The sequence below is a fragment of the Nocardia sp. NPDC003183 genome, assembly GCF_053590715.1.
The window spans coordinates 256,202-278,339 of sequence record NZ_JBSFTG010000007.1 but is presented as its reverse complement, the minus strand read 5'-3'; the positions used below and the strand labels follow the sequence as shown (position 1 = coordinate 278,339).

22 protein-coding genes and 1 tRNA gene are annotated in these 22,138 nt (G+C 66.6%); 12 read left to right on the top strand and 11 right to left on the bottom strand.

From position 1 onward, the window contains the following. Positions 1-170: 170 nt before the first annotated feature. Positions 171-1,037 (bottom strand): M23 family metallopeptidase, encoded by an 867-nt coding sequence (locus tag ACWDXS_RS22505; protein WP_378632128.1) that lies wholly within the window; start codon positions 1,035-1,037, stop codon positions 171-173. A 266-nt stretch (positions 1,038-1,303) separates the two neighbouring features. Between ACWDXS_RS22505 and ACWDXS_RS22500 the strand changes: the two genes are divergently transcribed. Together ACWDXS_RS22500 and ACWDXS_RS22495 are read left to right on the top strand one after the other, a co-directional pair. Beyond that, positions 1,304-2,350 (top strand): NAD(P)H-dependent flavin oxidoreductase, encoded by a 1,047-nt coding sequence (locus tag ACWDXS_RS22500; protein ID WP_449968328.1) that lies wholly within the window; start codon positions 1,304-1,306, stop codon positions 2,348-2,350. 69 nt (positions 2,351-2,419) lie between these two features. Beyond that, positions 2,420-2,812 (top strand): SCO5389 family protein, encoded by a 393-nt coding sequence (locus ACWDXS_RS22495; RefSeq protein WP_378632123.1) that lies wholly within the window; start codon positions 2,420-2,422, stop codon positions 2,810-2,812. Positions 2,813-2,865: 53 nt separating this feature from the next. On the opposite strand, the gene ACWDXS_RS22490 is transcribed toward ACWDXS_RS22495, so the two are convergent. The 3 genes from ACWDXS_RS22490 to ACWDXS_RS22480 all read right to left on the bottom strand — a co-directional run bounded on the left by ACWDXS_RS22490 (position 2,866) and on the right by ACWDXS_RS22480 (position 5,704). Continuing rightward, the gene (locus ACWDXS_RS22490; RefSeq protein WP_449968325.1) at positions 2,866-4,500 is read right to left on the bottom strand and encodes a long-chain fatty acid--CoA ligase; all 1,635 of its coding nucleotides are present in this window, start codon (positions 4,498-4,500) and stop codon (positions 2,866-2,868) included. A gap of 114 nt (positions 4,501-4,614) precedes the next feature. Continuing rightward, complete coding sequence (locus tag ACWDXS_RS22485; RefSeq protein WP_387446449.1) at positions 4,615-4,992, bottom strand: ArsR/SmtB family transcription factor; 378 nt, start codon at positions 4,990-4,992, stop codon at positions 4,615-4,617. A gap of 112 nt (positions 4,993-5,104) precedes the next feature. Then, a complete protein-coding gene (locus ACWDXS_RS22480) occupies positions 5,105-5,704 on the bottom strand; it encodes a TetR/AcrR family transcriptional regulator (RefSeq protein ID WP_449968321.1) in 600 nt (199 codons plus the stop codon). A 71-nt stretch (positions 5,705-5,775) separates the two neighbouring features. Here ACWDXS_RS22480 and ACWDXS_RS22475 point away from each other — a divergent pair, with 71 nt between their 5' ends. The 3 genes from ACWDXS_RS22475 (at position 5,776) to ACWDXS_RS22465 (ending at position 7,938) form a co-directional block, all read left to right on the top strand. Further along, positions 5,776-6,918, top strand: coding sequence for an acyl-CoA dehydrogenase family protein (locus ACWDXS_RS22475; RefSeq protein ID WP_378990440.1), 1,143 nt, complete (start codon positions 5,776-5,778; stop codon positions 6,916-6,918). Positions 6,919-7,012: 94 nt separating this feature from the next. Next, a complete protein-coding gene (locus ACWDXS_RS22470; protein WP_449968317.1) occupies positions 7,013-7,789 on the top strand; it encodes a DUF1542 domain-containing protein in 777 nt (258 codons plus the stop codon). A gap of 73 nt (positions 7,790-7,862) precedes the next feature. Next, a tRNA-Arg gene (locus ACWDXS_RS22465) sits at positions 7,863-7,938 on the top strand. Positions 7,939-7,942: 4 nt separating this feature from the next. Here ACWDXS_RS22465 and ACWDXS_RS22460 read toward each other — a convergent pair. Then, positions 7,943-8,833, bottom strand: a complete 891-nt coding sequence (locus tag ACWDXS_RS22460; protein ID WP_449968314.1) for an exodeoxyribonuclease III — start codon at positions 8,831-8,833, stop codon at positions 7,943-7,945. Positions 8,834-9,483: 650 nt separating this feature from the next. Here ACWDXS_RS22460 and ACWDXS_RS22455 point away from each other — a divergent pair. The 3 genes from ACWDXS_RS22455 (at position 9,484) to ACWDXS_RS22445 (ending at position 15,464) form a co-directional block, all read left to right on the top strand. Continuing rightward, positions 9,484-10,854 carry a toll/interleukin-1 receptor domain-containing protein gene (locus ACWDXS_RS22455; protein ID WP_378990446.1) on the top strand — a complete coding sequence of 457 codons (1,371 nt, stop codon included), beginning with the start codon at positions 9,484-9,486 and terminating at the stop codon, positions 10,852-10,854. Then, positions 10,851-14,474, top strand: a complete 3,624-nt coding sequence (locus ACWDXS_RS22450) for an nSTAND1 domain-containing NTPase (protein ID WP_449968311.1) — start codon at positions 10,851-10,853, stop codon at positions 14,472-14,474. Before ACWDXS_RS22455 ends, ACWDXS_RS22450 begins: the two co-directional genes overlap by 4 nt. A gap of 66 nt (positions 14,475-14,540) precedes the next feature. Further along, complete coding sequence (locus ACWDXS_RS22445; RefSeq protein ID WP_449968308.1) at positions 14,541-15,464, top strand: esterase/lipase family protein; 924 nt, start codon at positions 14,541-14,543, stop codon at positions 15,462-15,464. A gap of 20 nt (positions 15,465-15,484) precedes the next feature. On the opposite strand, the gene ACWDXS_RS22440 is transcribed toward ACWDXS_RS22445, so the two are convergent. After that, complete coding sequence (locus ACWDXS_RS22440; RefSeq protein WP_387446436.1) at positions 15,485-16,627, bottom strand: serine hydrolase domain-containing protein; 1,143 nt, start codon at positions 16,625-16,627, stop codon at positions 15,485-15,487. A gap of 378 nt (positions 16,628-17,005) precedes the next feature. On the opposite strand from ACWDXS_RS22440, the gene ACWDXS_RS22435 reads away from it, so the two are divergent. The 3 genes from ACWDXS_RS22435 to ACWDXS_RS22425 are packed head-to-tail and all read left to right on the top strand — an operon-like array spanning position 17,006 to position 18,712. Further along, the gene (locus tag ACWDXS_RS22435; protein ID WP_387446435.1) at positions 17,006-17,473 is read left to right on the top strand and encodes a DUF4232 domain-containing protein; all 468 of its coding nucleotides are present in this window, start codon (positions 17,006-17,008) and stop codon (positions 17,471-17,473) included. 38 nt (positions 17,474-17,511) lie between these two features. Next, positions 17,512-17,940, top strand: a complete 429-nt coding sequence (locus ACWDXS_RS22430) for a hypothetical protein (protein ID WP_378990452.1) — start codon at positions 17,512-17,514, stop codon at positions 17,938-17,940. 58 nt (positions 17,941-17,998) lie between these two features. Then, the gene (locus ACWDXS_RS22425; RefSeq protein ID WP_449968304.1) at positions 17,999-18,712 is read left to right on the top strand and encodes a helix-turn-helix domain-containing protein; all 714 of its coding nucleotides are present in this window, start codon (positions 17,999-18,001) and stop codon (positions 18,710-18,712) included. Here the strand turns inward: ACWDXS_RS22425 and ACWDXS_RS22420 are convergent. Continuing rightward, a complete protein-coding gene (locus ACWDXS_RS22420; RefSeq protein WP_449968301.1) occupies positions 18,694-19,269 on the bottom strand; it encodes a dihydrofolate reductase family protein in 576 nt (191 codons plus the stop codon). The genes ACWDXS_RS22425 and ACWDXS_RS22420 overlap by 19 nt on opposite strands. 184 nt (positions 19,270-19,453) lie before the next feature. Between ACWDXS_RS22420 and ACWDXS_RS22415 the strand changes: the two genes are divergently transcribed. Beyond that, positions 19,454-20,017: a chloramphenicol phosphotransferase CPT family protein gene (locus tag ACWDXS_RS22415; protein WP_449968298.1), complete on the top strand. Its 564-nt coding sequence runs from the start codon at positions 19,454-19,456 to the stop codon at positions 20,015-20,017. Between the two features lie 142 nt (positions 20,018-20,159). On the opposite strand, the gene ACWDXS_RS22410 is transcribed toward ACWDXS_RS22415, so the two are convergent. From ACWDXS_RS22410 to ACWDXS_RS22395, 4 genes are all read right to left on the bottom strand, one after another. Next, positions 20,160-20,327, bottom strand: coding sequence for a DUF4236 domain-containing protein (locus ACWDXS_RS22410; RefSeq protein WP_082843603.1), 168 nt, complete (start codon positions 20,325-20,327; stop codon positions 20,160-20,162). A gap of 66 nt (positions 20,328-20,393) precedes the next feature. Then, positions 20,394-20,663 carry a hypothetical protein gene (locus ACWDXS_RS22405; protein WP_449968295.1) on the bottom strand — a complete coding sequence of 90 codons (270 nt, stop codon included), beginning with the start codon at positions 20,661-20,663 and terminating at the stop codon, positions 20,394-20,396. Between the two features lie 117 nt (positions 20,664-20,780). Next, a complete protein-coding gene (locus ACWDXS_RS22400) occupies positions 20,781-21,218 on the bottom strand; it encodes a DUF6194 family protein (RefSeq protein WP_378990456.1) in 438 nt (145 codons plus the stop codon). Between the two features lie 56 nt (positions 21,219-21,274). After that, positions 21,275-22,099, bottom strand: coding sequence for a helix-turn-helix transcriptional regulator (locus ACWDXS_RS22395; protein WP_449968292.1), 825 nt, complete (start codon positions 22,097-22,099; stop codon positions 21,275-21,277). Between the last annotated feature and the right edge of the window lie 39 nt (positions 22,100-22,138).

Sequence of the window (22,138 nt, the reverse complement as noted above, 5' to 3'; positions counted from 1 at the left end):
CGCGATCGCACCACCGGAAGATCGTCGAGCAGGTCGTGGGCGTGGATGACGCGCACCACGTCCAACCGGAGGTCGAGCTCCGTTGCGTAGGCGACGAAGGAGCAAGCAACGGTGCCTGATCGACGGGACCGGCGGGGCCGCGAACTCGAGCGCGCCAGCGCTCCAGAAACTCAGTGCGCGGAGGGGCCCCATTCCAGCGGCACACCCTTGGAAGCGAGGTACGGAATCGGGTCCATCTTGGCGCCGCCCTGATCCCAGATCTCGAGGTGCAGGTGCGGGCCGGTGGACTGGCCGCGGTTGCCGACGGTCGCGATGACCTGGCCCGCGTTGACCCGCTGGCCTTCGCTGACCAGCATTTCGTTGACGTGGCCGTAGACGCCGGTGGTGCCGTCGTCGTGCAGCACCCGCACCCACAGGCCGAAGCCCGACGCCGGGCCCGCCTCGATGACGGTGCCGTTGGACACGGACTTGATCGGCGCGCCGATCGAGTCGGCGAAGTCGAGGCCGTAGTGCATCGCACCCCAGCGCGAGCCGAAGCCGGAGCTGATCGGGCCCGCGACCGGGCGGGTGGCCTGCGGCGGCGCGACCTGGTGCTGGATGCCCTGAAGGATGTCCTCGACCTGCGACAGCGGGCCGGAGATCTCGGGGGGCAGGTTGCCGATCCCGAAGGGCGCGGCCACGGGGGCGGCGATCGGCGCGGCGACCGCGGTCACCGGTGCGGGGGTCTCGACGTGCGCGGCGACTTCCTGCGCGGCGACGAGGTCGACATCTTGACGGGCCGACTCGGGAACGACCGATTCCTCGACGCTGTCGTCGTGGGTCGGCAGCAGCGGTGCGGCGAAGGCCAGGGCCGGGGCGATCTGAGCGGTGACGCCGACCAACGCGCCCGCGGCGACCGCGGCACTGGCGGCGACCCGAACACGATCGGAACGCGACGCCTCGGCGCGGTGCCTGCTCCTGCTCGGGCTCCGGCCATCCGCGTGCGCAAGCAGGGCCTGCACGGAGATGGATTCGGGACCCACACGGTGCTGCGACAAGATCTCGTCCTAGCGTCCGACAACAAGGAAACGAAACCGGTCTGCGACCGGGCCGGAGACCACCTGGGTGTTCTCCGATGCCGAACTATGTGTAACGGTTCGGCATCCGTTGTGACGCGAACTCTACCCGGCCGTGACCATTCCGCAACCTTCTGTCACGAATTCGCAGGTAGATGACGTGCCGCACAGTAACAATCACAGTGTCCGACCCATCACACGCGCTGTCACCGGGCCTGAACACGGTCCCGACCGACGAGACTCGACCCATGGTGATCGAGACCTTGACCGTCCCCATCGTCGCCGCGCCCATGGCGGGCGGCCCGTCCACACCCGAGTTGGTGGTCGCCGTCGCGGCCGCGGGCGGGTTCGGCCAGCTCGCCGCCGGATACCTCGGCACCGAGGCGGTGGCAGCGCAGATCGAGGCGACCAGAGCCGCCACCACGGCGCCGTTCGGGGTGAACCTGTTCGCGCCCGGCGCGGTGGCCGATCCGGCCGGCTACGCCACCTACCTCGCCGAACTCGGCGCCGAATTCCCGATCGGCACCCCTGAGCACGACACCGACGGATGGGACGACAAGCTCGATCTGCTGGTCGCCGATCCGGTCGCCGTGGTCTCGACGACCTTCGGCTGCCCCAGCGCCGTGGAGGTGGACCGGCTGCACGCGGTCGGCTCGGAGGTGTGGGTCACGGTCACCTCCCCCGCCGAGGCGCTGATCGCCGTCGAGGCGGGCGCCGACGTGTTGATCGCCCAGGGCGCCGAGGCGGGTGGGCACCGCGCGAGCTTCCTCGACGATCCCGCCGACGACCCGATCGACCCGCCCGGCCTGCTCACCCTGATCCAGCTGCTCACCGCCGTCACCTCCCGCCCGCTCGTGGCGGCGGGCGGGATCGCCACCGGCGCAGGCGTGGCCGGGGTGCTGGCGGCCGGTGCGTCTGCGGCGCAGATCGGCACCGCGCTGCTGCGCTGCCCGGAAGCCGGCACCAACGCCGTACATCGTGGTGCGATCGGGACGCCGGAACCGACGATGCTCACGCGCGCGTTCACCGGACGTCGCGCGCGCGGGATCCGCAACCGTTTCCTCGTCGACCACACCGCCGACGCGCCCGCCGCGTACCCCGAAATCCATTACGCTACTGCCCCCTTGCGGGCGGCCGCGCGGGCGGGTGGCAACACCGACGAAGTGAATCTGTGGGCGGGGCAAGCGCACTCGCTGAGCACCGGGCAACCAGCAAGCGAACTGGTCACCGATCTCGCCGCCGACGCGAAAAGCGCACTCCGAAAAGCACTTTCGGAACGAATTCAGGGTTATTGACAACGGATTTCGTTTAGACTCGGACCTGGCATCGCGTCCCGCCGACCACCCCCAAGCAGGAGGAGAGCCATGTCCCTCGATGTTCCCGCCGCATTACTCGAACGCGCAGAACAAGGCAATATCGACGACGCCGAATTCGTCGAATGTGTCCGTACCTCCCTGCCTTACGCGTGGGAGGTGGTGAGCCGGGTGGCCGAAGACCTGCGCACCGGCACCGACGAATACGCCGACAACCGGATCCCGCCGCCGGACGAGGTGGCTCGCGGGCAGCTGCTGCGCGCCCTGGCCTCCGACGCCATCCGCGGCGGCCTGGAACGGCATTTCGGTGTGAAGCTGGCCTTCCAGAACTGCCATCGGGTCGCGGCGTTCCCGCTGTCGGCCGTCGGCGGGGAGACCTACACCACCTACATCAGCCCTCGCGCCCAGCTCTTGAATCAGAGCCCCGAGCTGCGCAACTGCTGATCGACGAAAAAGGCGGGCGTGGAAGCAATTCCACGCCCGCCTTGTCGTTTTCGCTACACCGTGACGACGTCCAGCTCGCCCTCGGCGTACTGGGCGCGCAGGCGCTTCTTGTCGAACTTGCCGACGCTGGTCTTGGGCACCTCGGCGATGAAGGTCCAGCGCTCGGGCAGCTGCCACTTGGCGAACTTGTCGGCCAGGTAGTCGCGCAGCTCGGCTGCCTCGGCGGCAGCGCCCTCGGCGAGCACGATGGCGACCAGCGGGCGCTCGTCCCACTTCTCGTCGGGCACACCGATGACCGCGGCCTCGGCGACAGCCGCGTGGCCCATCACCGCGTTCTCGAGATCCACCGAGGAGATCCACTCACCACCGGACTTGATCACGTCCTTGGAGCGGTCGACCAGGGTGAGGTAGCCGTTGGCGCTGATCTTGCCGACATCGCCGGTACGCAGCCAGCCGTCGTCGAACTTGTCCGGGTCGATCTCCGCGCCGGTGGGCGAGTAGTAGGAGCCGGTGATCCACGCGCCGCGGACCTCGAGCTCGCCGAGCGACTCACCGTCGTTCGGGACGACCTTGCCGTCGTCGCCGACCAGCCGGGCCTCGACGTTGGCCGGGAAACGACCCTGCGTGTAGCGGTACTCCCAGGCATCATCGTCGCTGACGCCCGTGGGCGCGTGCGCGACGCTGCCCAGCGGGGAGGTCTCGGTCATGCCCCACGCGTGCAGGATGCGCACGCCGTGCTTCTCCTCGAACGCGCGCATCATCGCGGGCGGCACCGCGGAGCCACCGACGACCGCGGTACGCAGGTGCGAGATGTCCTGCGGCGCGGCGGCCAGCGCGGCCAGCACGCCGCCCCAGATGGTGGGCACCGCGGCAGCGAAGGTCGGCTTCTCGGCCGCCATCATCTCCAGCAGCGGGCCGGGCTGCAGGAAGCGGTCCGGCATCAGGACGTTGGCGCCCGACATCAGCGCCGCGTACGGCAGGCCCCACGCGTTGGCGTGGAACAGCGGCACGATCGCCAGCACGTAGTCCGAGCCCTGGAAACCCATGCCGTTGGGCGAGTTCACCTGCATCGCGTGCAGCCAGTTGGAACGGTGCGAGTAGACGACGCCCTTCGGGTCGCCGGTGGTGCCGGAGGTGTAACACATCGCGGCGGCCGAACGCTCGTCGACGACCGGGAAGTCGAAGTCGGCGGACTGGGCGTCGAGCAGCTCGCGGTAGGAGTGCACGGTGACGCCTTCGGGCGCGGTGAGCGCGGCCGGATCGCCGTTGACAACGATCACGTGCTGCACGGTCTTCAGGTTCGGTAGGTACTGCGCGAACAGCGGCACCAGCGTGCCGTCCACGAGCACGACCTTGTCCTCGGCGTGGTTGGCGACGAAGACCAACTGCTCGGGGAACAGCCGGATGTTGAGCGCGTGCAGCACCGAGCCCATCGCGGGCACCGCGATGTAAGCGACCATGTGCTCGTTGTTGTTCCACATGAAGGTGCCGACGCGGTCGCCCTCTTCGATGCCGAGACCCCGCAGCGCGTTGGCCAGCCGGGCCGAATCGGCACCGAGCTCACGGTAGGTCATGGTGCGAACACCGTCACCGGTCCATGTGGACACAGTCGAATCGCCCTGGAAAGTTGCGGCATAGTTGAGCAGTTTGGCCAGCGAGAGCTGGTCGTCCTGCATGGTGCTCAGCATCGGTGCTCCTTCAAGTCCCTGCCGTGGCATGAGCCACGTCACAACGGATGCTACCGAAAGGTTTGAGGCTCGCAATCGTTTCCTCCGACAACATTCCTGCAGGTCGGCTCGTCATCACGCACCGGGCGGCAGCGCGTGCGGCGGCTGACCATCAGGCCCCCTATGGTGCGATGGCACTCCGGGACCGGCATGTTCGGCGTTGTGTACCGCGTCGACGACCAGGCTGCGGACATGGTCGTTGTCGAGGCTGTAGTAGATGGTGGTCCCCTCGCGACGAGTACGCACGAGCCTGGCCATCCGCAGTTTCGCCAGATGCTGGGACACCGAGGGGCCCGGCTTGCCCACCCGGCTCGCCAATTCGTTCACCGAGAGTTCTTGATCGGCCAGCGCCCAGAGGACTTGAACCCTCGTCGGATCGGCCAGCATTCGGAACACCTCGACCACCAACCCCACCTGATCCTCGGCCAGAGGCGAGCGGGCATCTGCATTCATGCGCAGATAATAGATCGCCGATGCCGGTTCCCCCATGGCCGCTGCTCCGGACGTTGGTCAGACCGACATGCCGAGTGCCGAGGCGAGCGCCGGACCGAGGGCCGGAATCCGCTCAGCGCAACGCGATCTCGGCGAGCGCGGTCCAGTCGGCCAGCACCTTTTTGCGACGAACGCGATCACGGCCGACCATCTCGTCGAGAGTGGCGCCACGGACCAGGTTTATGGTGAGCCAGAAGGTGCTCTCCAAGCGCTCACCGGTGATGGCGGGGTCGATCAGCCCGGCACAGCGGTCGAGCAGCTCGACGGTGAGTTCGTGCTGTACCCGCAACATTTCACGGCGTAGCGCCGCGTCGTTGGCGATTCCCACATACAGCTCCACCGCGGCACGACCGAGCTTGCCCGCGAAGGTAGCGGTGACCAACTCGACCAGTACAGCGCCCGCCGACCTACCGTCCGCCACCGCTTTCGCCTTGCGCAGCATGGCTTCTCGCTGACGATCGGTGAGATGGCCGATGGCCTGAGCTAGAAGTTCACCGCGCGTGTGGAACTGATGCAGCTGCGCGCCACGCGTCACCCCCGCCCTGGCCGTGATATCGGCGATGGAGGCACCCGCATAGCCGACCTCGGCCAGGCTCTCGATGGCGGCATCAAGCAGCAGTGTCCGGGTCCGCAGACTCTTCTCCTGATGCTTGTTCGGTGGGAGCGCAGACATCACTCCAGTATAGGGCTACAAAATTACATGTCACATTGCACGCAATTCAGTGCTCGGCGTACTGTCATGACATGGCTGTAGACCGGATGTTGCCCACCGCCGAGGCACGTGAGCTGATCGAACTGACCCGCGACATCGCCGACAAGGTGCTCGAGCCGCGTGTCACCGAGAGCGAGAAGACCGGAGTCTTCCCGGACGGCGTGTTCCCGGCGCTCGGCGCGGCCGGGCTGCTCAGCCTGCCGTATCCGGAGGAATTCGGCGGCGGCGCGCAGCCGTACGAGGTGTACCTCCAGGTGCTGGAGGAAATCGCGAGCCGCTGGGCCGCCGTCGCCGTGGCGGTGAGCGTGCACGGCCTGTCCTGCCACCCGCTGTTCACCTACGGCACCGACGAGCAGAAGCAGCAGTGGCTCGACGGCATGCTCTCGGGCGAAACCATCGGCGCCTACAGCCTTTCCGAGGCGCACGCCGGTTCCGACGCGGCCGCCCTGCGGTGCCGGGCCACCCCCGTCGACGGCGGCTACAACCTCAACGGCACCAAGGCCTGGATCACCAACGGCGGCCGCGCCGACTTCTACACCCTGTTCGCCCGCACCGGCGAGGGGTCGCGCGGCATCTCCTGCTTCCTCGTCCCCGCGGGCACCGAGGGCCTGAGCTTCGGCAAGCCCGAGGAGAAGATGGGCCTGCGCGCCATCCCCACCACCACCGCCGCCTACGACGACGCGTTCCTGCCCGCCGAACGTCGCATCGGCGAAGAGGGACAGGGACTTTCGATCGCGTTCAGCGCGCTCGACGCGGGCCGCCTCGGCATCGCCGCCGTCGCCACCGGTGTCGCCCAGCGCGCGCTCGACGAGGCCGTCGCCTACGCCAAGGAACGAGAAGCCTTCGGCCGCAAGATCATCGACCACCAGGGCCTCGGGTTCGTCCTCGCCGACATGGCCGCCGCCGTCGACACCGCCCGCGCCACCTACCTCGACGCCGCCCGCCGCCGCGATGCGGGCCTGCCGTATTCGCGCCAGGCTTCGGTCGCCAAACTGGCCGCCACCGACGCGGCCATGAAGGTGACCACCGACGCGGTCCAGGTCTTCGGCGGCTACGGCTACACCCAGGACTTCCCCGTCGAGCGCTACATGCGCGAAGCGAAGGTCATGCAGATCTTCGAGGGAACCAACCAGATCCAGCGCCTGGTCATCGCCCGCCACCTCGCCGGTAGCTAATAGGCAACGCGCTGATCAATAGGGGTCAGCGCGTTCGGGCAACCTATCAGTAAACTGGACGGCATCTCGACACCTCGACGAAATGAGGCGCGCGATGCTGTGGTGGTTGATCGTGATCGTGATCGTGTGCGTCGGTGCTCTGCTGTACCTGCGTGCCGAACAGAACAAGCGCAACGCGCGCGAGCTCGAGGAAGCACAGGCCGATGCGCGGGTGACCATCGAGCGGCTCGGCGGACAGGTCTACCAGCTGACTCCGCGCAACGAAGCCGCACGACAGGCCCTGGCCGACGCATCCGAACGGTACAACGCCGCGGGCGGTCAGATCGACCGCGCCGGCTCCCCCGCCCAAGCCCGGCTGGCCAAGCAGTCCGCGCTGGAGGGCCTCTATTACATTCGCGCCGCCCGCACCGCGATGGACATGGACCCCGGCCCTGCGATCCCGGCCATCGAGGGCCAGGACATCGCCGGCCAGGTCGACGAGCAGCGCACCATCGCCCACAATGGCCGCTCGATCACCGCCTCCCCCGCCCCCTCCGCGGGCACACCGAACTATTTCCCCGGCGGCCGCGTGGCAGGTCGCCCCGTCCCCGCCGGGTGGTATTCCGAACCGTGGTGGAAGCCCGCGCTGATCGCCGGCGCCTGGGGCGCGGGCTCGGCACTGTTGTTCACCACGCTGTTCGCCGGAATGGGCGGGGTCGGCTACACCGCGCAAGCCTTCGAGGACGGCACCGGCGAAGCGGCCGTCGATCCCGGCACCGACCAGGGCGGATTCGACCCCGGCGACACCGGCGGCGACTTCGGCAACAGCGGGGGTTATGACACCGGCGGTGGTTTCGACAGCGGCGGCGGCGGCGATTTCGGCGGCTTCTGACCCCGCCCAACGGGCCTCTGCCACCGACCCCGGCCCCACGCTATACTCAGCTCGGCCAGCCCAGCCTGGCCACGCCTTCGTAGCTCAGGGGATAGAGCAACCCTCTCCTAAAGGGTAGGTCGCAGGTTCGAATCCTGCCGAGGGCACCAGAACTTATCGGTCAGGCATTGCCGAGTAGGTCACCACGAGTGGGGCGTGATCGGAGAGGCGCTCGGCGGGTGACGGTTCCTTGTCGACGACGACAGACGTGGCGAGGCGGGCGAGACCGGGTGTCGCGAGTTGGTGGTCCACGCGCCAACCCACATCCTTGGCGAACGATCGACCCGCCCAACTCCACCAGGTGAGTGGACCCGGGCGATCGCCGTGCACCTGGCGCACCACGTCGACGAGCCGACGCGTGCCGAGAATCGAACTGAACCACTCGCGGTCGGCAGGCAGGAATCCGTCCATCGTGCGGGCGGCACGCCAGTTGGTCACATCGTGCCGGGTGTGCGCGATGTTCAGATCCCCGGTGAGGACGAACTCGCGTCCCGCGCTCAGCGCCGCGAGCCGGTTGCGGTGCACTTCGCGGGCGAACGCCGCGAGGAACCTCTGCTTCCGTTCGTACCTGACCCCACCGTCGGGCTGTTCGCGCATAGATCCCGGGCGCTGGAGATGCGAGGGCAGACCACCCTTGGGCAGATACAGACAGGCCACCGTCACCGGCCGGTCGGCCAGGTCGACCTCGATATAGCGTCCCTGTGCGGCGAACTCACCGAGTCCGCGGGCCCGGGGTGGGTGGGTCACCCACGTCCGCACGGCAGCGGCGCAAACCCTCGTCAGTACGGCCACACCGTTACGACCGGCCACCGAACCCACGTCCACCGCCGCCGAATAGCCCGGGAAGGTGCCCACATCAGATGCGGGACAACGCAACTCCTGCAACGCGACCACGTCGACCGACCGCGCCCGCAACCACTGGTCGAATCCACGGCGACGTGCCGCGCGGATTCCGTTCACGTTGAATGTGGCGACAGTGAGAGAATCAGCGACCGACGAACCCATGGCAACACTGTGCCGGAGTCCCCCGTCACCCGCTCGGGCAGCTCCGGTACGCGACCTCGGTGGGGCCGGGGAGGTCGGCGAACTGGTTTCCCTCGCGCAAGCCGATGGAGGGGACCGCGCGTTCTCGCCTCCCCCAACGGCACTCGGTTTATCGACGCCGAAGCACTGGCAGCTCAGACCGAATATCTCGGTGCGCACGCCGCCACGGACACGAGATGTGAAGGCCAGGCAGGAAGCCGAGGCCGAAGCTGAGCGAGCACGGACTGGACCCCGCCGATCAAGCTCTGAAGTCGTCGCGCCCGTTTCACCTCGGATGTACGCCGCCCAGGATACGTCCAAAAGTTGGAGCAGCAGGCGACCTGCCACACCAGGCCGACAGACTCAGATCAGATAATGACCAACTATGACCAGGCGTTTTCCGGTTGCCTGTGTTTTGTGTGTCCTGCCGAGGGCACCACAGCGCACTGCGGCTCCAGCCCGGTGACCTGATGCTCGGCGAAGTTCGAGTAGCCGACTACTCTACGACGCGATTACGTCGGAGCCTACTGTTGATTCGGTACTGAACGCGTTCTCGGGACATTCCACGCTGGTGCTGCGCCACCCGGCGTGGCCGGGCGTTTTGTGGCGCAATCCGGATCGAGTGTTTGGGCATGAACGACGATTTCTGGGACGATCTTCTCGCGCATATCCGGCAGCGGGTTCTGGTGCCGGTTGTGGGGCCCGACGTGACCAGGGTCGATCTCGGCGACGCTGATCAGACATTCACCACACTCATCGGCCAGCGCCTGGCCGAACGCTGGAACCTCTCCGTGCCGCCCGGACCGACCACCATGGATGCGGCGGTGGCGGCGTTCCTGCGCGAACGCGGCCAAGACGAGATAGAGCGGTTGTATCGCGTCATCAACGACATCATCGTGGAGGTCGATCCAGAGCCCGGCGACGCACTTCGAAACCTCGCCGCGATCGATGATCTGCGCTTGTTCGTGAGCACGACGCCCGACCGAGTGCTCGCGAAGGCAGTGAACGAAGTCCGTTTCCAGGGAAGGCAAGGCGCGCGGGAGATTTCGTTCTCTCCCAATCAATCCACCAGTGAACAGTCGCGAAATGCCCAACCGGCCACGCCCGCCGATACCGTCGTTCTGAATTTGTACGGTCAAGCGGCCTCCACCCCTCAGTATGCGATCCATGAGGAGGACCGGCTGGAGTGGCTGCACGCATTACTCAGCGAAAAGGCGAGCCTTCCCGACTGGGTCGGTTACCAACTGAAGGAACATCCCCTACTCTTCATCGGCTGCGAGATCCCCGACTGGCTCGGACGGTTCCTCCTGCGGATGTCCAGCAATACCCGGCTGTCGCTGGAACGCATTCCTTTCTTTCTCGCCGGCTGCTCGGCGTCACGAGAACCTTCCCTCTCGAGTTTTTTCGCGACGTACTGCCGCAAGACGCTGGTCCAGCAACTGGACATCGACCCGGCGACCTTTGTCGCGGAACTACGCGCGCGCTGGGTGCAGCAGACCACTCCGAGGCGCCATGACGCGGTTGGCGACGCCCTTCGCCCGCTTCCGGACGCTCCGACGATCTTCATCAGCTATATGCGGGAGGACGCCGACGCGGCCAAGCGGGTCTGTGACGCCATCACGAGTCTCGGCGGTGACGTGTGGCTCGACGAGCGGCGGCTCAGCCCAGGAGATGCGTGGGAACACGAGATTCTGTGCAGCATCCGCCGAACCGTCCGTCTGTTCGTCCCGATCATCTCCGCGAACACCGAGCACGCGGAGGAAGGCTACGTTTTCAAAGAATGGTACGAGGCGGCAGATCGCGCACGCTCCATCCCGAGCCGCCGTTTCATCGTGCCCGTGGTTATCGACGACAACTACGATCTCAACCCGAGCCGTTACCGGCAGATGCCGGACAGCTTCGGGCGCTTGCACTTCGGCAGGGCACCCGGCGGTGAGCCGGATGCGGGGCTCATCGCCGTGCTGAAGGACGAAATCCGCGCGATGCGGCGGACAGCGGCATGACTGCCGTCACGCGAGCGGGGCAACTCGACAGCGAGAACCCGTGGCCGGGCCTGGAGTCCTTCGAGGAAAACGGGCAGGCGTTCTTCTTCGGGCGCGACCGTGAAGCGGAGTCCTTGCTGAACCACGTCCGCGATGCCCCGGTCACGATCTTGTACGGGCGGTCCGGTCTCGGAAAGACCTCGCTGCTGCGAGCCGGCCTCTTTCCGGCACTGCGCAACGAGCACTTCCTGCCGATCTACATACGCTTGGATCTCACACCGAACGCGGCGGCACTGTCTCGCCAGCTACACCGATCGGTGCGCGACTCGATCCGGGCCGAAGCGCCCGATGCGATATTGCCCGGCGACGATGAATCGCTCTGGGAGTATCTGCATCGCAAGGACTTCGAGCTCTGGAGTGCACAGAACTATCCGCTCACGCCGGTGATCGTTCTCGACCAGTTCGAGGAACTGTTCACCCTCGGTGAGCGCGTTCCAGATCTCGTCCGGGAATTCATGCACGACCTCGGCGACCTCGCGGAGAACCGGATTTCCGACGATGTGGCTGCCCGGATCGACAACGATGAGGCCGAGGCAGGCCGGTTCCGGTTGCGGTCACAAGACTTCAAGTTGCTGATCACGTTGCGGGAGGACTTTCTGCCCAACCTCGAGGAATGGTGCCCGCTCATTCCCGCGCTGGGACGGTCACGGATGCGGCTGCTTCCCTTCCGCGCCGATGCGGCGTTCGAGGCAGTCCACAACCCGGCCGAGCACCTGATCACCGATGCTCTCGCGCATCGAGTGGTGAGCATCATCGCCGGCGAGGACCTTCACCTCGGCCGGGATACCTCGTGGGTCGACATCGATGACAACCTCGCGGCCTCGGACGTGGAGCCCGCGCTGCTGAGCCTGTTCTGCCGCGAGCTCAACGAAGAGCGCAAGCGTCGTGGGCGCGCGCACTTCGACGAGCAGCTGGTCGAGGATGCCAAGCGCGACATCCTGTCGAACTACTACGCGTCGTGCGTGCGTGATCTGTCACCGCGAGTCGCGGAGTTCATCGAGTCGGAACTGATCACCGAGAAGGGTTTCCGCGACAGCTACGCCCGTGAGGACGCGGTGCCGTCACGGCTGACCGACGACGAACTCGCTCGGCTGATCGGCTCGCGCCTGGTGCGGCTCGAGGAATACCACGGCGCGCAGCGGATCGAACTGACCCACGATGTGCTCACGGGCGTCGTACGCGACCACCGCGACCGGCGACGCGCGGAGGAAGTGCGCGCGGCGCAGGCGGCCCATGCGGAAAGGGAGAAGCGAGCCCTGCTCGACGCTGCCACCCGGCGTGAGGCCGAACTCGACGACGAGCGGCGGGCGGGACGGCGACTCAGGCGGCTGTCAACTGTCCTGGCAATGGTGTGCGTCGTATCCGTCGTGCTCGCTGTCTTGGCCGCGATCAATTGGCGATCGGCCGACATCGCCCGCGATGATGCCGCTGCTCGAAGCAGAGAGGCACTCGCCGGGCGACTGACCTCGCAGGCGCAGTCGATGCTGGCCGGCGGCCAGCCCGGCAGCGAGTTGGCGGCACTCGACAAACTGCTCGCAGCACAGCAAATCTCGACCGATCCCGACCTCGGCGCGCTGGTGACGACATTGCGGAACGAGGCGCGATTGCACAAGGTCATCGACCTGTCTGCGCAGGGCGGCGTGCTCAGTGCCGATGGCCGGTGGATTGCCACACCTACACCGTCCGGAATCAAGCTGGTGGATACGGAGGCGGGGAAGCCGCGCGGAGAGCCGTTCGTTGCCGACGGCACACTCGAGGCCGCAAGCCCGGATGGGCGGTATCTCGCATTGAACGACCGAGACGACATCGTTCGGATCTGGGACTCGGCCGAGGGCAAACCGATCGGGCCGCCTCTGACGGGCGGAGAGGACTGGCTGCCGACCGCTGTCGTCAGTCCGGATGGTGGTCGGGTCGCCGCGAGCTATGGAGATCACGCGCGTTTGTGGGACGCCCGGACCGGACAGCAGATAGGTCCATCGCTGAGCGGGCCCGGGGCGAAGGTGTGGGCGCTGGCGTTCAGCCCGGACGGGAAGCGTCTGGCGTCCGCGGGTACCGAGCGGACGGTAAAGCTCTGGGACGCCCATAGCGGCGCGGCACTCGGCGAAACGGTACCTGTCGGCGACCCGCGCATCGCCGAGGGCGAAGCGATATGGAGTCTGAGCTTCAGTCCCGACGGACACTTCATCGCCGCCGGCGGACACACCGTTGGCCTCGGTACATTGTTGAGCGCAGGCACACCGTTGCGGATCTGGAACGCCGATACCGGCGCCGCAGTCGGGAACCCGGTAACCGGCAATTTCGGCGCCGTCGATTCAGTGGCGTTCAGCCCGGACGGGGGCCGGGTCGTTACGGGTGGCAGCGACAAAACCGTAAGAATGTGGGACCCGAACACCGGTCAGCCGGTCGGCAATCCGCTCGAACTCAAAGCAGCCGTCCACTCCGTCGCCTTCACCCCTGACGGCAATCGGATCGTTGCTGTAGCCGACAACACCGCCCAGGTATTCCACACCGATCCCGATGCCGCGCTGGCCACCGAGTTAGGCGGCAGCAGAGCGGTTGAGCTTGCGGCGCTGGGGAGCGGCTACGGAATGGATAACCACGCGGATCAGCCGCGAATCGTGATCCTTCGTGACAGCGCGCTACGGCGGCTGGACGCCGACACCGGTGAGCAGGTTGGGGACGCGATCGTTTCCGAGGCCCTCCGGGGAGGCGCCCAGCTCTCCTTCAGCCCGGATGAACGCTGGCTCGCGGTTGTGGGCCGGGACAACGATATCCGAGTCCTGGATGTAGCGAATGGGCTGCAGCGTGGAGCGCCGATGAAAGGGCACCAGGACACGATAGAGACGGTCGACTTCAGCCCGGATGGGAAGACACTCGCGACTGGAAGCAGTGACAATACGGTCCGGCTCTGGGACTGGGCCGAGGGGCGGCAGATCGGTGATCCGTTGACAGGGCACAAGAATCGCGTGCACGAAATCGCGTTCAGCGAGGACGGCCGTCGCTTGTATTCCCTCAGCAGCGATTCCGTCCGCATCTGGGATACCGCTACGAGGCAATCGGTCGGCAAGGTAATGAAGGGCTCCTTCACGAGCATGACGCTCAGTCATGACGACCGGCGCATCGCGGTCGCAGACAACAAGACGATCCGCCAATGGGACGCCGAAAGCGGCGACCCCGTCGGGCTGCCTTTCGAAGGCCACGACAAGCGCGTTGATTCTGTCGGCTACAGCCCCGACGGCAAGTACCTCGTCTCCACCTCGAGAGACCGCACGCTGCGGTTCTGGGACACCGACACCGGACGTCAGATCGGCGAACCGATCGCCACCATCCCGGCCGGCTCGACCCCCATTCTTGAATTCAGCAAGGACGGACGTCGTGTTTTCGTTGTTTCCCAACGGGTCTCCTTGGACGGCAAGCCTCCTTTCGTGGGCGGTGGGATATGGCAGCTTCCGGCGCCTGCCGCGTGGTGGGACGCGCTCTGCGACAAACTCACCTCGAATCCCAGCGACGAGCAATGGAAGAACTGGGTTTCGGACGACCTACCGACCGCCGAGCTGTGCTGGGGCAAACCCCAGGCATGATCCTGATTCCACGCTAAAGTCACCCCGAAGGGCAGAATTGAAACACGTTCTAATGGGGGCTTCATCATGTCGAGATGGCGAATCAGGTCGTTGCTGTGCGCGGCAGCAGTGACGGTGAGTGTGGACGCCGGGCCCGCGCAGGCGGAACTACCGGTGGAATACAGCACGTGGAGTGGCATTCGTGCCGAGCTGGCTCATCCCGGCGGCTCGCTGCCCGGCAGCAATGACTGGGACTGCAAACCCACTGCGGCACACCCGAATCCAGTGGTGATGGTGCACGGCGGAGCCGGCGCCGGCGCCCAAACCAATTGGGGCACCATCGTTCCGCTGCTGGTGAACGAAGGCTACTGCGTCTTCGCGCTGACCTACGGCGCTCTCGACCTGCCATGGCCGGTTTCGGCGCTCGGCGGGATGACCGGCACCCCGGAGCAGAACGCGCGCACCATCGGCGGTTTCATCGAGCGGGTACAGGCGGCGACCGGCGCCGAGAAGGTCGATATCGTCGGCCATTCCCTGGGCACGCTGCTGCCGAACTATTACGCGAAACGATTCGGGGGTGCGTCCCTGATCGAGAACTACGTCTCCTTGGCTCCGGTATGGAGTGGCACCTTCGGCGATCAGTTGGCCACCGCCCGCGAATACGCCGCCCAGCTCGGTGTCGGCCCAGCCCTCGAAGCAGCGTTGGCCGCCCAGCCCTCCGGGAAGGAAGCCCAGACAGGTTCGCCACTGATGGTCGACCTGCATTCCGACGGCATGTATGTCCCCGGCATCAGCTACACCAATATCGTCACCATCCACGACCAGGTCGTCCTGCCCTATACGTCCGGTCTGCTGCCCGGCGACGGGGTGACGAATATCGCTCTGCAAGAAGGCTGTTCGCAAGACAGGGCCGATCACCTCGGTATCGTCGCCGATCCCCGCGCAGCCGCCTACCTGCTCAACGCCCTAGATCCACAACACCCTCGCCCGGTGCCCTGCCCGGCCGGATAATCGGCCCGAAGGCCGCCGGTCTATTTCTCGCAGAGCGCGTGGTCCACCAGCTCGCCGACCGTCCGCAGTTGCGCGAATCCCTTGCTCTGCGTGACATCCTCACCGACAGCGAGCGTGGCAGACAGTGAGACCACGACGCTTCGGCCACCGTCATCGGTCACTCCGGCGTTGGTGAGAAATCCCGTCTGACCGCCGTTGTGCATCCAATACGCGCCGCCGCACGACAGCGGCACCGCGAACAGGCCGAGGCCGTAGCTCGCGCCGGGCCAGACCAGCCCGGTGACGCCCTCGACCGGCACCGTGGTCCGCATCTGAGCCAGCTCTTCGGGTCGCAGCAGTTTTCCGCCGAGCAGACTTCGGTAGAAGGTGCCGACATCGGCGGTGGTGGAGACGTAGCCGGCGGAGGCGTCGGCGTCCACCAGTTCGGTGACATCGATCAGCGGACCGTCGACCTCGAATTGCTGATACCCGTTCGCGTGCGGGTCGGGCAACGTCGGTGCGTCGCCGGGCCAGCGGGTGTCACGCAGTCCGAGTGGTTCGAGGATCCGTGCGGAGATCTCGTCGTACCAGGGCCGGTTTGCCACCTGCTCGATGATCAGGCCGAGCAGGACATAGCCGACGTTGGAGTACGACCACCCCGCACCCGGCGCGAAATCGGGTGCGTGCCGCATGGCAGCCGCCACCGTGTCGCGCGGATCACGCACCTGATAGCGGAGCCGGTAATAGTCCTCGGCAGTGGCCATTTCGGGCGGGCTCTCGTGAATACCGCTGGTGTGCTGGAGAAGGTGCCGAACTGTGATTTTCGCACCGTCATTTCCGTTGCCGCGCACCATATCCGGCAGCCAGTGCTGAACGGTGTCATCGAGCGAGAGACGACGTTCACCGACCAGCATCAGGACCACGGTGGCGACCATCGTCTTGGTCAAGCTTCCGATCCGGAAGTATCCCTCGGGCGAAACCGCTTCTAGGGCAGAAGCATTCGAGTGACCCGCCACCGCGGCCTGATGGGTCCCGACGCCCACGACCCTGGCCTGCACTCCCGTAGTTCCCAGCGCCGCGATCGCCTCGACGTCGCGTCGCAAAGTGTCCGCGCGGGGTTCGGCGTCGCACCCGCAGACCGTCGAGACCAGCGCGAGCACCGCGGCCAGGATCGTGTATCGCATCGTTCCCCTTTCGCATCACCGGGAACCTATCGATGCCGAACACCCCTCGACATCCCACTGCGGTACGGCAACGCACTCACCCCGCGGTATCGACTCGGCGTTCGCGCGCCGGCCGAGTCACGGCGCGAGCGCGTCGGCGAGATCGGCGAGGTCCGGTCCGCATCGTCGCTATCCGCACATCGCTGACACACTCGGGTGACGGCGGATTCGGTGCATGACCGAGTCACACCCCCCGGGTTATCCACACCGTGTATGGGGAACATCGTTAGCGAGGTTAACGGACAAGCTCGACGTCTCGATCTACCCACGTCCCGAATCGAAATCTGCACGAAAGGAAACTCCACGGTGAGAACGAAGCGAGCGATAGCGGTTGTGGCAGTGGCAGTTCCGGCGATGTTCATGGTCCCGGCCATCGGTTCCGCACAGCTGCCGATCTGTTCGGCCGAGATGTTGACCGCGACCACCCAGCACGACTCGGCGCCCTCGACCCAGCAGAACACCCTGCGGATCGTGCTCACCAACACGTCCCAGCAGAGCTGCCTGGTCCAGGGCTACCCGGGCGTCGACCTGGCCGGGCCCGACCATCCGGCCTACGGGCCGAACTACTCGCTGCCACGCCAGGAAACCGGTTTCGCCCCCGTGACGGTCGCCCCCGGCGCGGCCGTGAGCAGCGAACTCACTTATCTCTCGGACGGACCCGAAGGCTGGACACCCACCACGATCGTCCTGACCCCGCCCGACACCACCACCCAGTTGCAGGTGCCGTGGCCGCAGGTCGGCAGCGTCGTCCGTCAAGACGCCGCCACCCACGCGGGTACCTTCATCGGCCCACTGCGGCCGGCCTGATCATGCGAATGTTGAACCACGCGCAGAAGGGAAATCCCATGAATCTTCCGATTCGCCGATTCGGCATCGCTGTGATGCTCGGCGCCGTGCCCGCCATGCTGACCGCCGCACCGAATGCGACCGCGGCAGTGACCGGAGTGAGTGTGGAGCAGCCTGCCGAGGGCCTGCGCACCGGCTGCGCTTACACGGTCACCGTCGGTGTCGACGCACCGGTTTCCGAGGCCGGCGAGGTGACCATCGGCATCAGCGGTGGTTCGGTGCCCGGGAACGGCAAGCAGCTCGGGGTCGCCGTCTACCATCCGGAGAACGGCACCGCGACGTTCGACTGGACACCCGAGTACACCGGTCGTCAAAACCTTGTCGCCCAGCAGTTCAAGCCCGGGCAGTACACCTCCACGGACTACATCACGGTCGAGGTCGTAGGGCGCGGTCTGAATACCGGAAGCTCCTGCCTGCCGCTCCCGTAGAACTCACCGACCAGGCCGACTTCACCTGAATCCGGCAACCCGCGCGATTAGGATCGCGATGGTGGGATTGGTGTTCGAGACCCGATTATCGGACTCGCCCTGGGTGGAGTCGGTGTGGACCTGCCGCAGTGAGCAGGTCGCGGAGATGACATCCGTGGCGACCGAGACCTGGGGATTGGTGTTCTGGGAGCAGCAGGGTGTGCCGTTCGCGGCGGTCACCGGGCCGGAAGTCGCCACCAGCACCGCACCCGTTCCCGAGGGGGCCGACTTCGTCGGAATCCAGTTCGCCGTCGGCACCTCGCTGCGCGCGGTGACCGCGACAACCCTGGTCGACAGTGGGATCGTCCTGCCCGATGTGACCGCACGCGGGTTCTGGCTGGACGGCGACCGATGGGAGACACCGCGCGTCGACGACGCGGAAGCGCTGGTCGAGCGGCTGGTCGGCCAGGGCGTCGTGGTCCGTGATGCCCTGGTCGCCGACACGCTGCGTGGTCTGACACCCGCGATCACCGAGCGCACGCTCGAGCGTCGCTTCCGGGCGGCGACGGGCCTCACCCAGGGCGCGGTCCGTCAGATCGAGCGGGCCCGCACCGCGGCGGTGCTGCTGAGCGCGGGCGAGACGCCGGGCGATGTCATCGACAAGCTCGGCTATTACGACGAGCCCCACCTCGCCCGCGCGCTGCGCCGCTTCGTCGGCCGGACGGCGGGGCAGCTGCGCGAGGGTGCCAGTGGTGCGATCGCGCTGGACCTCACTCAGCGCACCACGTCGTAGACCATCTTGGCGACGCCGTTGGAGTATGTCGCCGAGTCGCGCAGGCGCAGCTGCTGTTTGGGTCGGTCGGCCCGGCCGAACAGGCTCTTGCCCGCGCCGAGCAGCACCGGGAACACGAGCAGATTGTATCGATCGATCAGGTCGGCGTCCGACAGTCGCTGTGCCAGTTCGGCACTGCCGTGGATGTAGATCGGGCCGCCGTCGGTCTGCTTCAGCTTTTCGATGTCCTCGGTCGAGCGCAGAATGGTGATCTCGCCCCAGCCCTCGATCAGCGCGTCGTCGGTGAGCGAGGAGGAGACAACATATTTGGGCAGCTCCTTGTAGGCGGCGTGATCCTCGGAATCGCGCCAGATCGGGGCGAACGCCTCGTAGCTGCGGCGGCCGAACATCAGCGCGGTGGTGTCGGCGAGTTCCTCAACCTTGAGCGAATATGCCTCCGGCACGAACTCGGTCTCCATCACCCACCCGCCACTGCGATGTCCCTCGACCTTCCCTCCGGGCGAGTCCACCACGCCGTCGAGCGACATGAATCCCGTGTAAACCAGTTCGCGTGCCATCACAATCCTCCTGAATACGAGCGTCGGAAACTGCCTGCGGCCAGCCTAGGGAACGCTCCCCCACCCTGTCTTGGACGAAACCGACACGAGCGTTCGGAGGGCATAACCGGCGCAAGGCCGACGAAATCGCCAGTTTCCTTTCCCGTTCTGCTTGGCTGGACGGATGCCGGTTTCCTGGGGTCGTATGGAACGGCCCGGTCAAGTCGTTCTTCTCAATGGGGTATCGAGTTCGGGCAAGTCGAGCATCGCGCGGCAGTTGCTGGCCGACCTCGAACGGCCCTTCTTTCACATGGGCGTCGACATGATCGGCGCGATGCGGTCGGAATCGCGGACCCATGAGCTGGATCCAGCCGAACTCGCCGTTGTCCTACGACGGACCCGAGCGGGGTTCCACCGCGCCGTCGCCGCGATGGCCTCGGCGGGCAACGACATCGTCATGGACCACGTCCTGAGCGAGCCGTGGCGGCTGCGCGATTGTCTGACGGTCATGCACGGCATCGACGTCGTCTTCGTCGGCGTGCACTGCTCACTCGACGAACTACAACGCCGAGAACAGCAACGGGGCGATCGCCGCGTCGGCACCGCGGCCGGCCAGATCCACTCGGTTCACGCCCACCGGACCTACGACCTGGAACTCGACACCAGCACGGACACCATCGAGAACTGCTCGGCCCAGATCACCGCGTTCCTCGACCGGGCCCCCACACACCGAGCATTCGATCGCCTTCGCGCCGAACTGACGAGCTGAGATGCGTTGCGACCCGACGCCGACTGCACCCAGCCCTCGACCTCCGCGCGCCTTGCGTGGACAGGCGTTGCGGTGGGCGGCACTACGGGCCGAGCGGCGGCTTTCGGCCGGTGGGCACACCAGCAACGCGGGCGGCGCCCGATCAGCGTTGGCGCCAGCTCAGGGGGCCGGGGAGGTCGACGCTGTTCTTGCGGGTGCGGGAGTTCCAGGACCAGGGGCCGATCTTGATCCCCCAGGACGACAGGCCCGCTTGGGTGAAGTTGAACTTCAGCGGTCCGAAGGATTTGCGCTGACGAAACTTGATGGGCATGAGCAGCCTCCCTGATCGCCACCAGGATAACCGATCCGGTTACGCCCCACCGGTTTCCGCAGGTCGCTAGGACGAACCGGAACGTCGGCGACGACGAGCGATGGCGAACATGGTGAGGGCGACGATGATCGCGAGGGCGATGGCGAGGGTCAGCAGGATCAGGGGGGCGCTGGGGTGGGTTCGGCCCGCGCCGCTGCGGCGGATCAGCAGCGCGGCGATCAGGGGACCGACCATCGTCAGCGCCGCCGCTGTCGACAGCAATCCGCCGGTGATCAATTCGACGGGTCCGATCCTGGCGCTGGACAGCGAACGCACAGGCCGGAGATGTACTGACATGACCTCCCCTTTCGTTGGTATCTGAAAGGTACCGCGCCGGAGGGAATAAACCGCGACCATGCGACCGGGCCGTCGCAATCATGTCACCAGCAAACCAAGAGCGACTACCGAGTCCGGCTATTCGGCCGCGCGTCGCTCGGATCGGGTGCGTGCCCGGTCGTGGGCCTCGCGCAACAACTCGCGAACCGTCGCTTCGGTGGCAGTCGACGGATTCACCACCGCGAGCCAGTTCGCGGCCGCGTAGAGGGGGTGGGCGACGACGGTGTCCTCGATGCTCGCGTCGGTCGGGGCGGCCGCTGCGGCGAAGGTCGTCTTGCTCACGGCGATATTGACGCGGAAGCTGCCGGGGCGGTTCAGGTCGGATGTCTCGTCGCCGGGGTAGTCCTTGGTCACGATGGTGGCGAAGGGCTGACCGGCGGGAACGACGCCGTCGGGGGCGTAGTAGAAGAAGGTGTCGCCCCAGCTGATCTCGGGAGCCTCACTCCCCTCGGTCGGCCGCAGCACCAGCACTCCGCCGAGGCCGGTCACGTAGTCGGTTACTTCCTCGATCGTCATGCTTCGAGCGTCTCATTCGCGGGCAAGCGGTTCCAACCCCGGTGTGAACTGCCCGGTCAGCTGGCGCCGACCAGTTCCCGCGTACCCAACGCGGCGACCGCCTGGCTTGCCGCCGAATCCGGGTGCACGGTGTACACCACCAGCAGCTGATCCAGATCACCCGGCAAAGCCAATGTCTCGTAACCGAATTCGATCCGGCCGACCAACGGATGCTGGATCAGCCTGTCGCCGTGCGTATCGCCTGCCGGGGTGTGGATCGACCAGATGCGGTGGAACACCGGGTTGGCGGCGGTGAGTTCGTCGATGAGTGAGGTCAGCCTGCGATCGCGCGGGCAGCGGTCCACCTGGCGACGGAGATAGGCGGCGGTCTCCGCGGCAACCGGTTCCCAGTCGGGATAGAACACGCCCGCCGCGGGGTTCAGCACCGTGAAGCGAGCCAGGTTGCGTTCGGGGTCGGTGACCGCGTCGAAGCCGAAGATCTTGTCGCCCATGTCGTTCCAGGCCAGCACTTCCATGTGGCGCCCGAGCACGAACGCGGGCGTCGTGATCGAGTGGAGCAGCAGCCGGGTGCCGGGGCGAACGGTCGGGGCGTAGTTGTAGTCGGGGTCGGCGGGACGGACCAGCGTGTAGAAGTGGTCGCGCTCGGCGGCATCGAGACGCAGGGCGCGGGCAACGGAGTCGAGCACCGAATCGGGGTAATCCTCGTCGCGCCCCCGCTCCAACCGGGTGTAGTAATCCACACTCATGCCGGCCAGCTGCGCCACTTCCTCGCGACGCAATCCGACCATCCTGCGGCGACCGTATTCGCTCAGTCCGACGGCGGCGGGTTGGATGCGGGCGCGCCGGGTACGAAGGAACTCGCCGAGAGCGGGTGACGACATGGCAGCCAGCGTAGAAGGTAGCGGCGGATACGCGTGCAT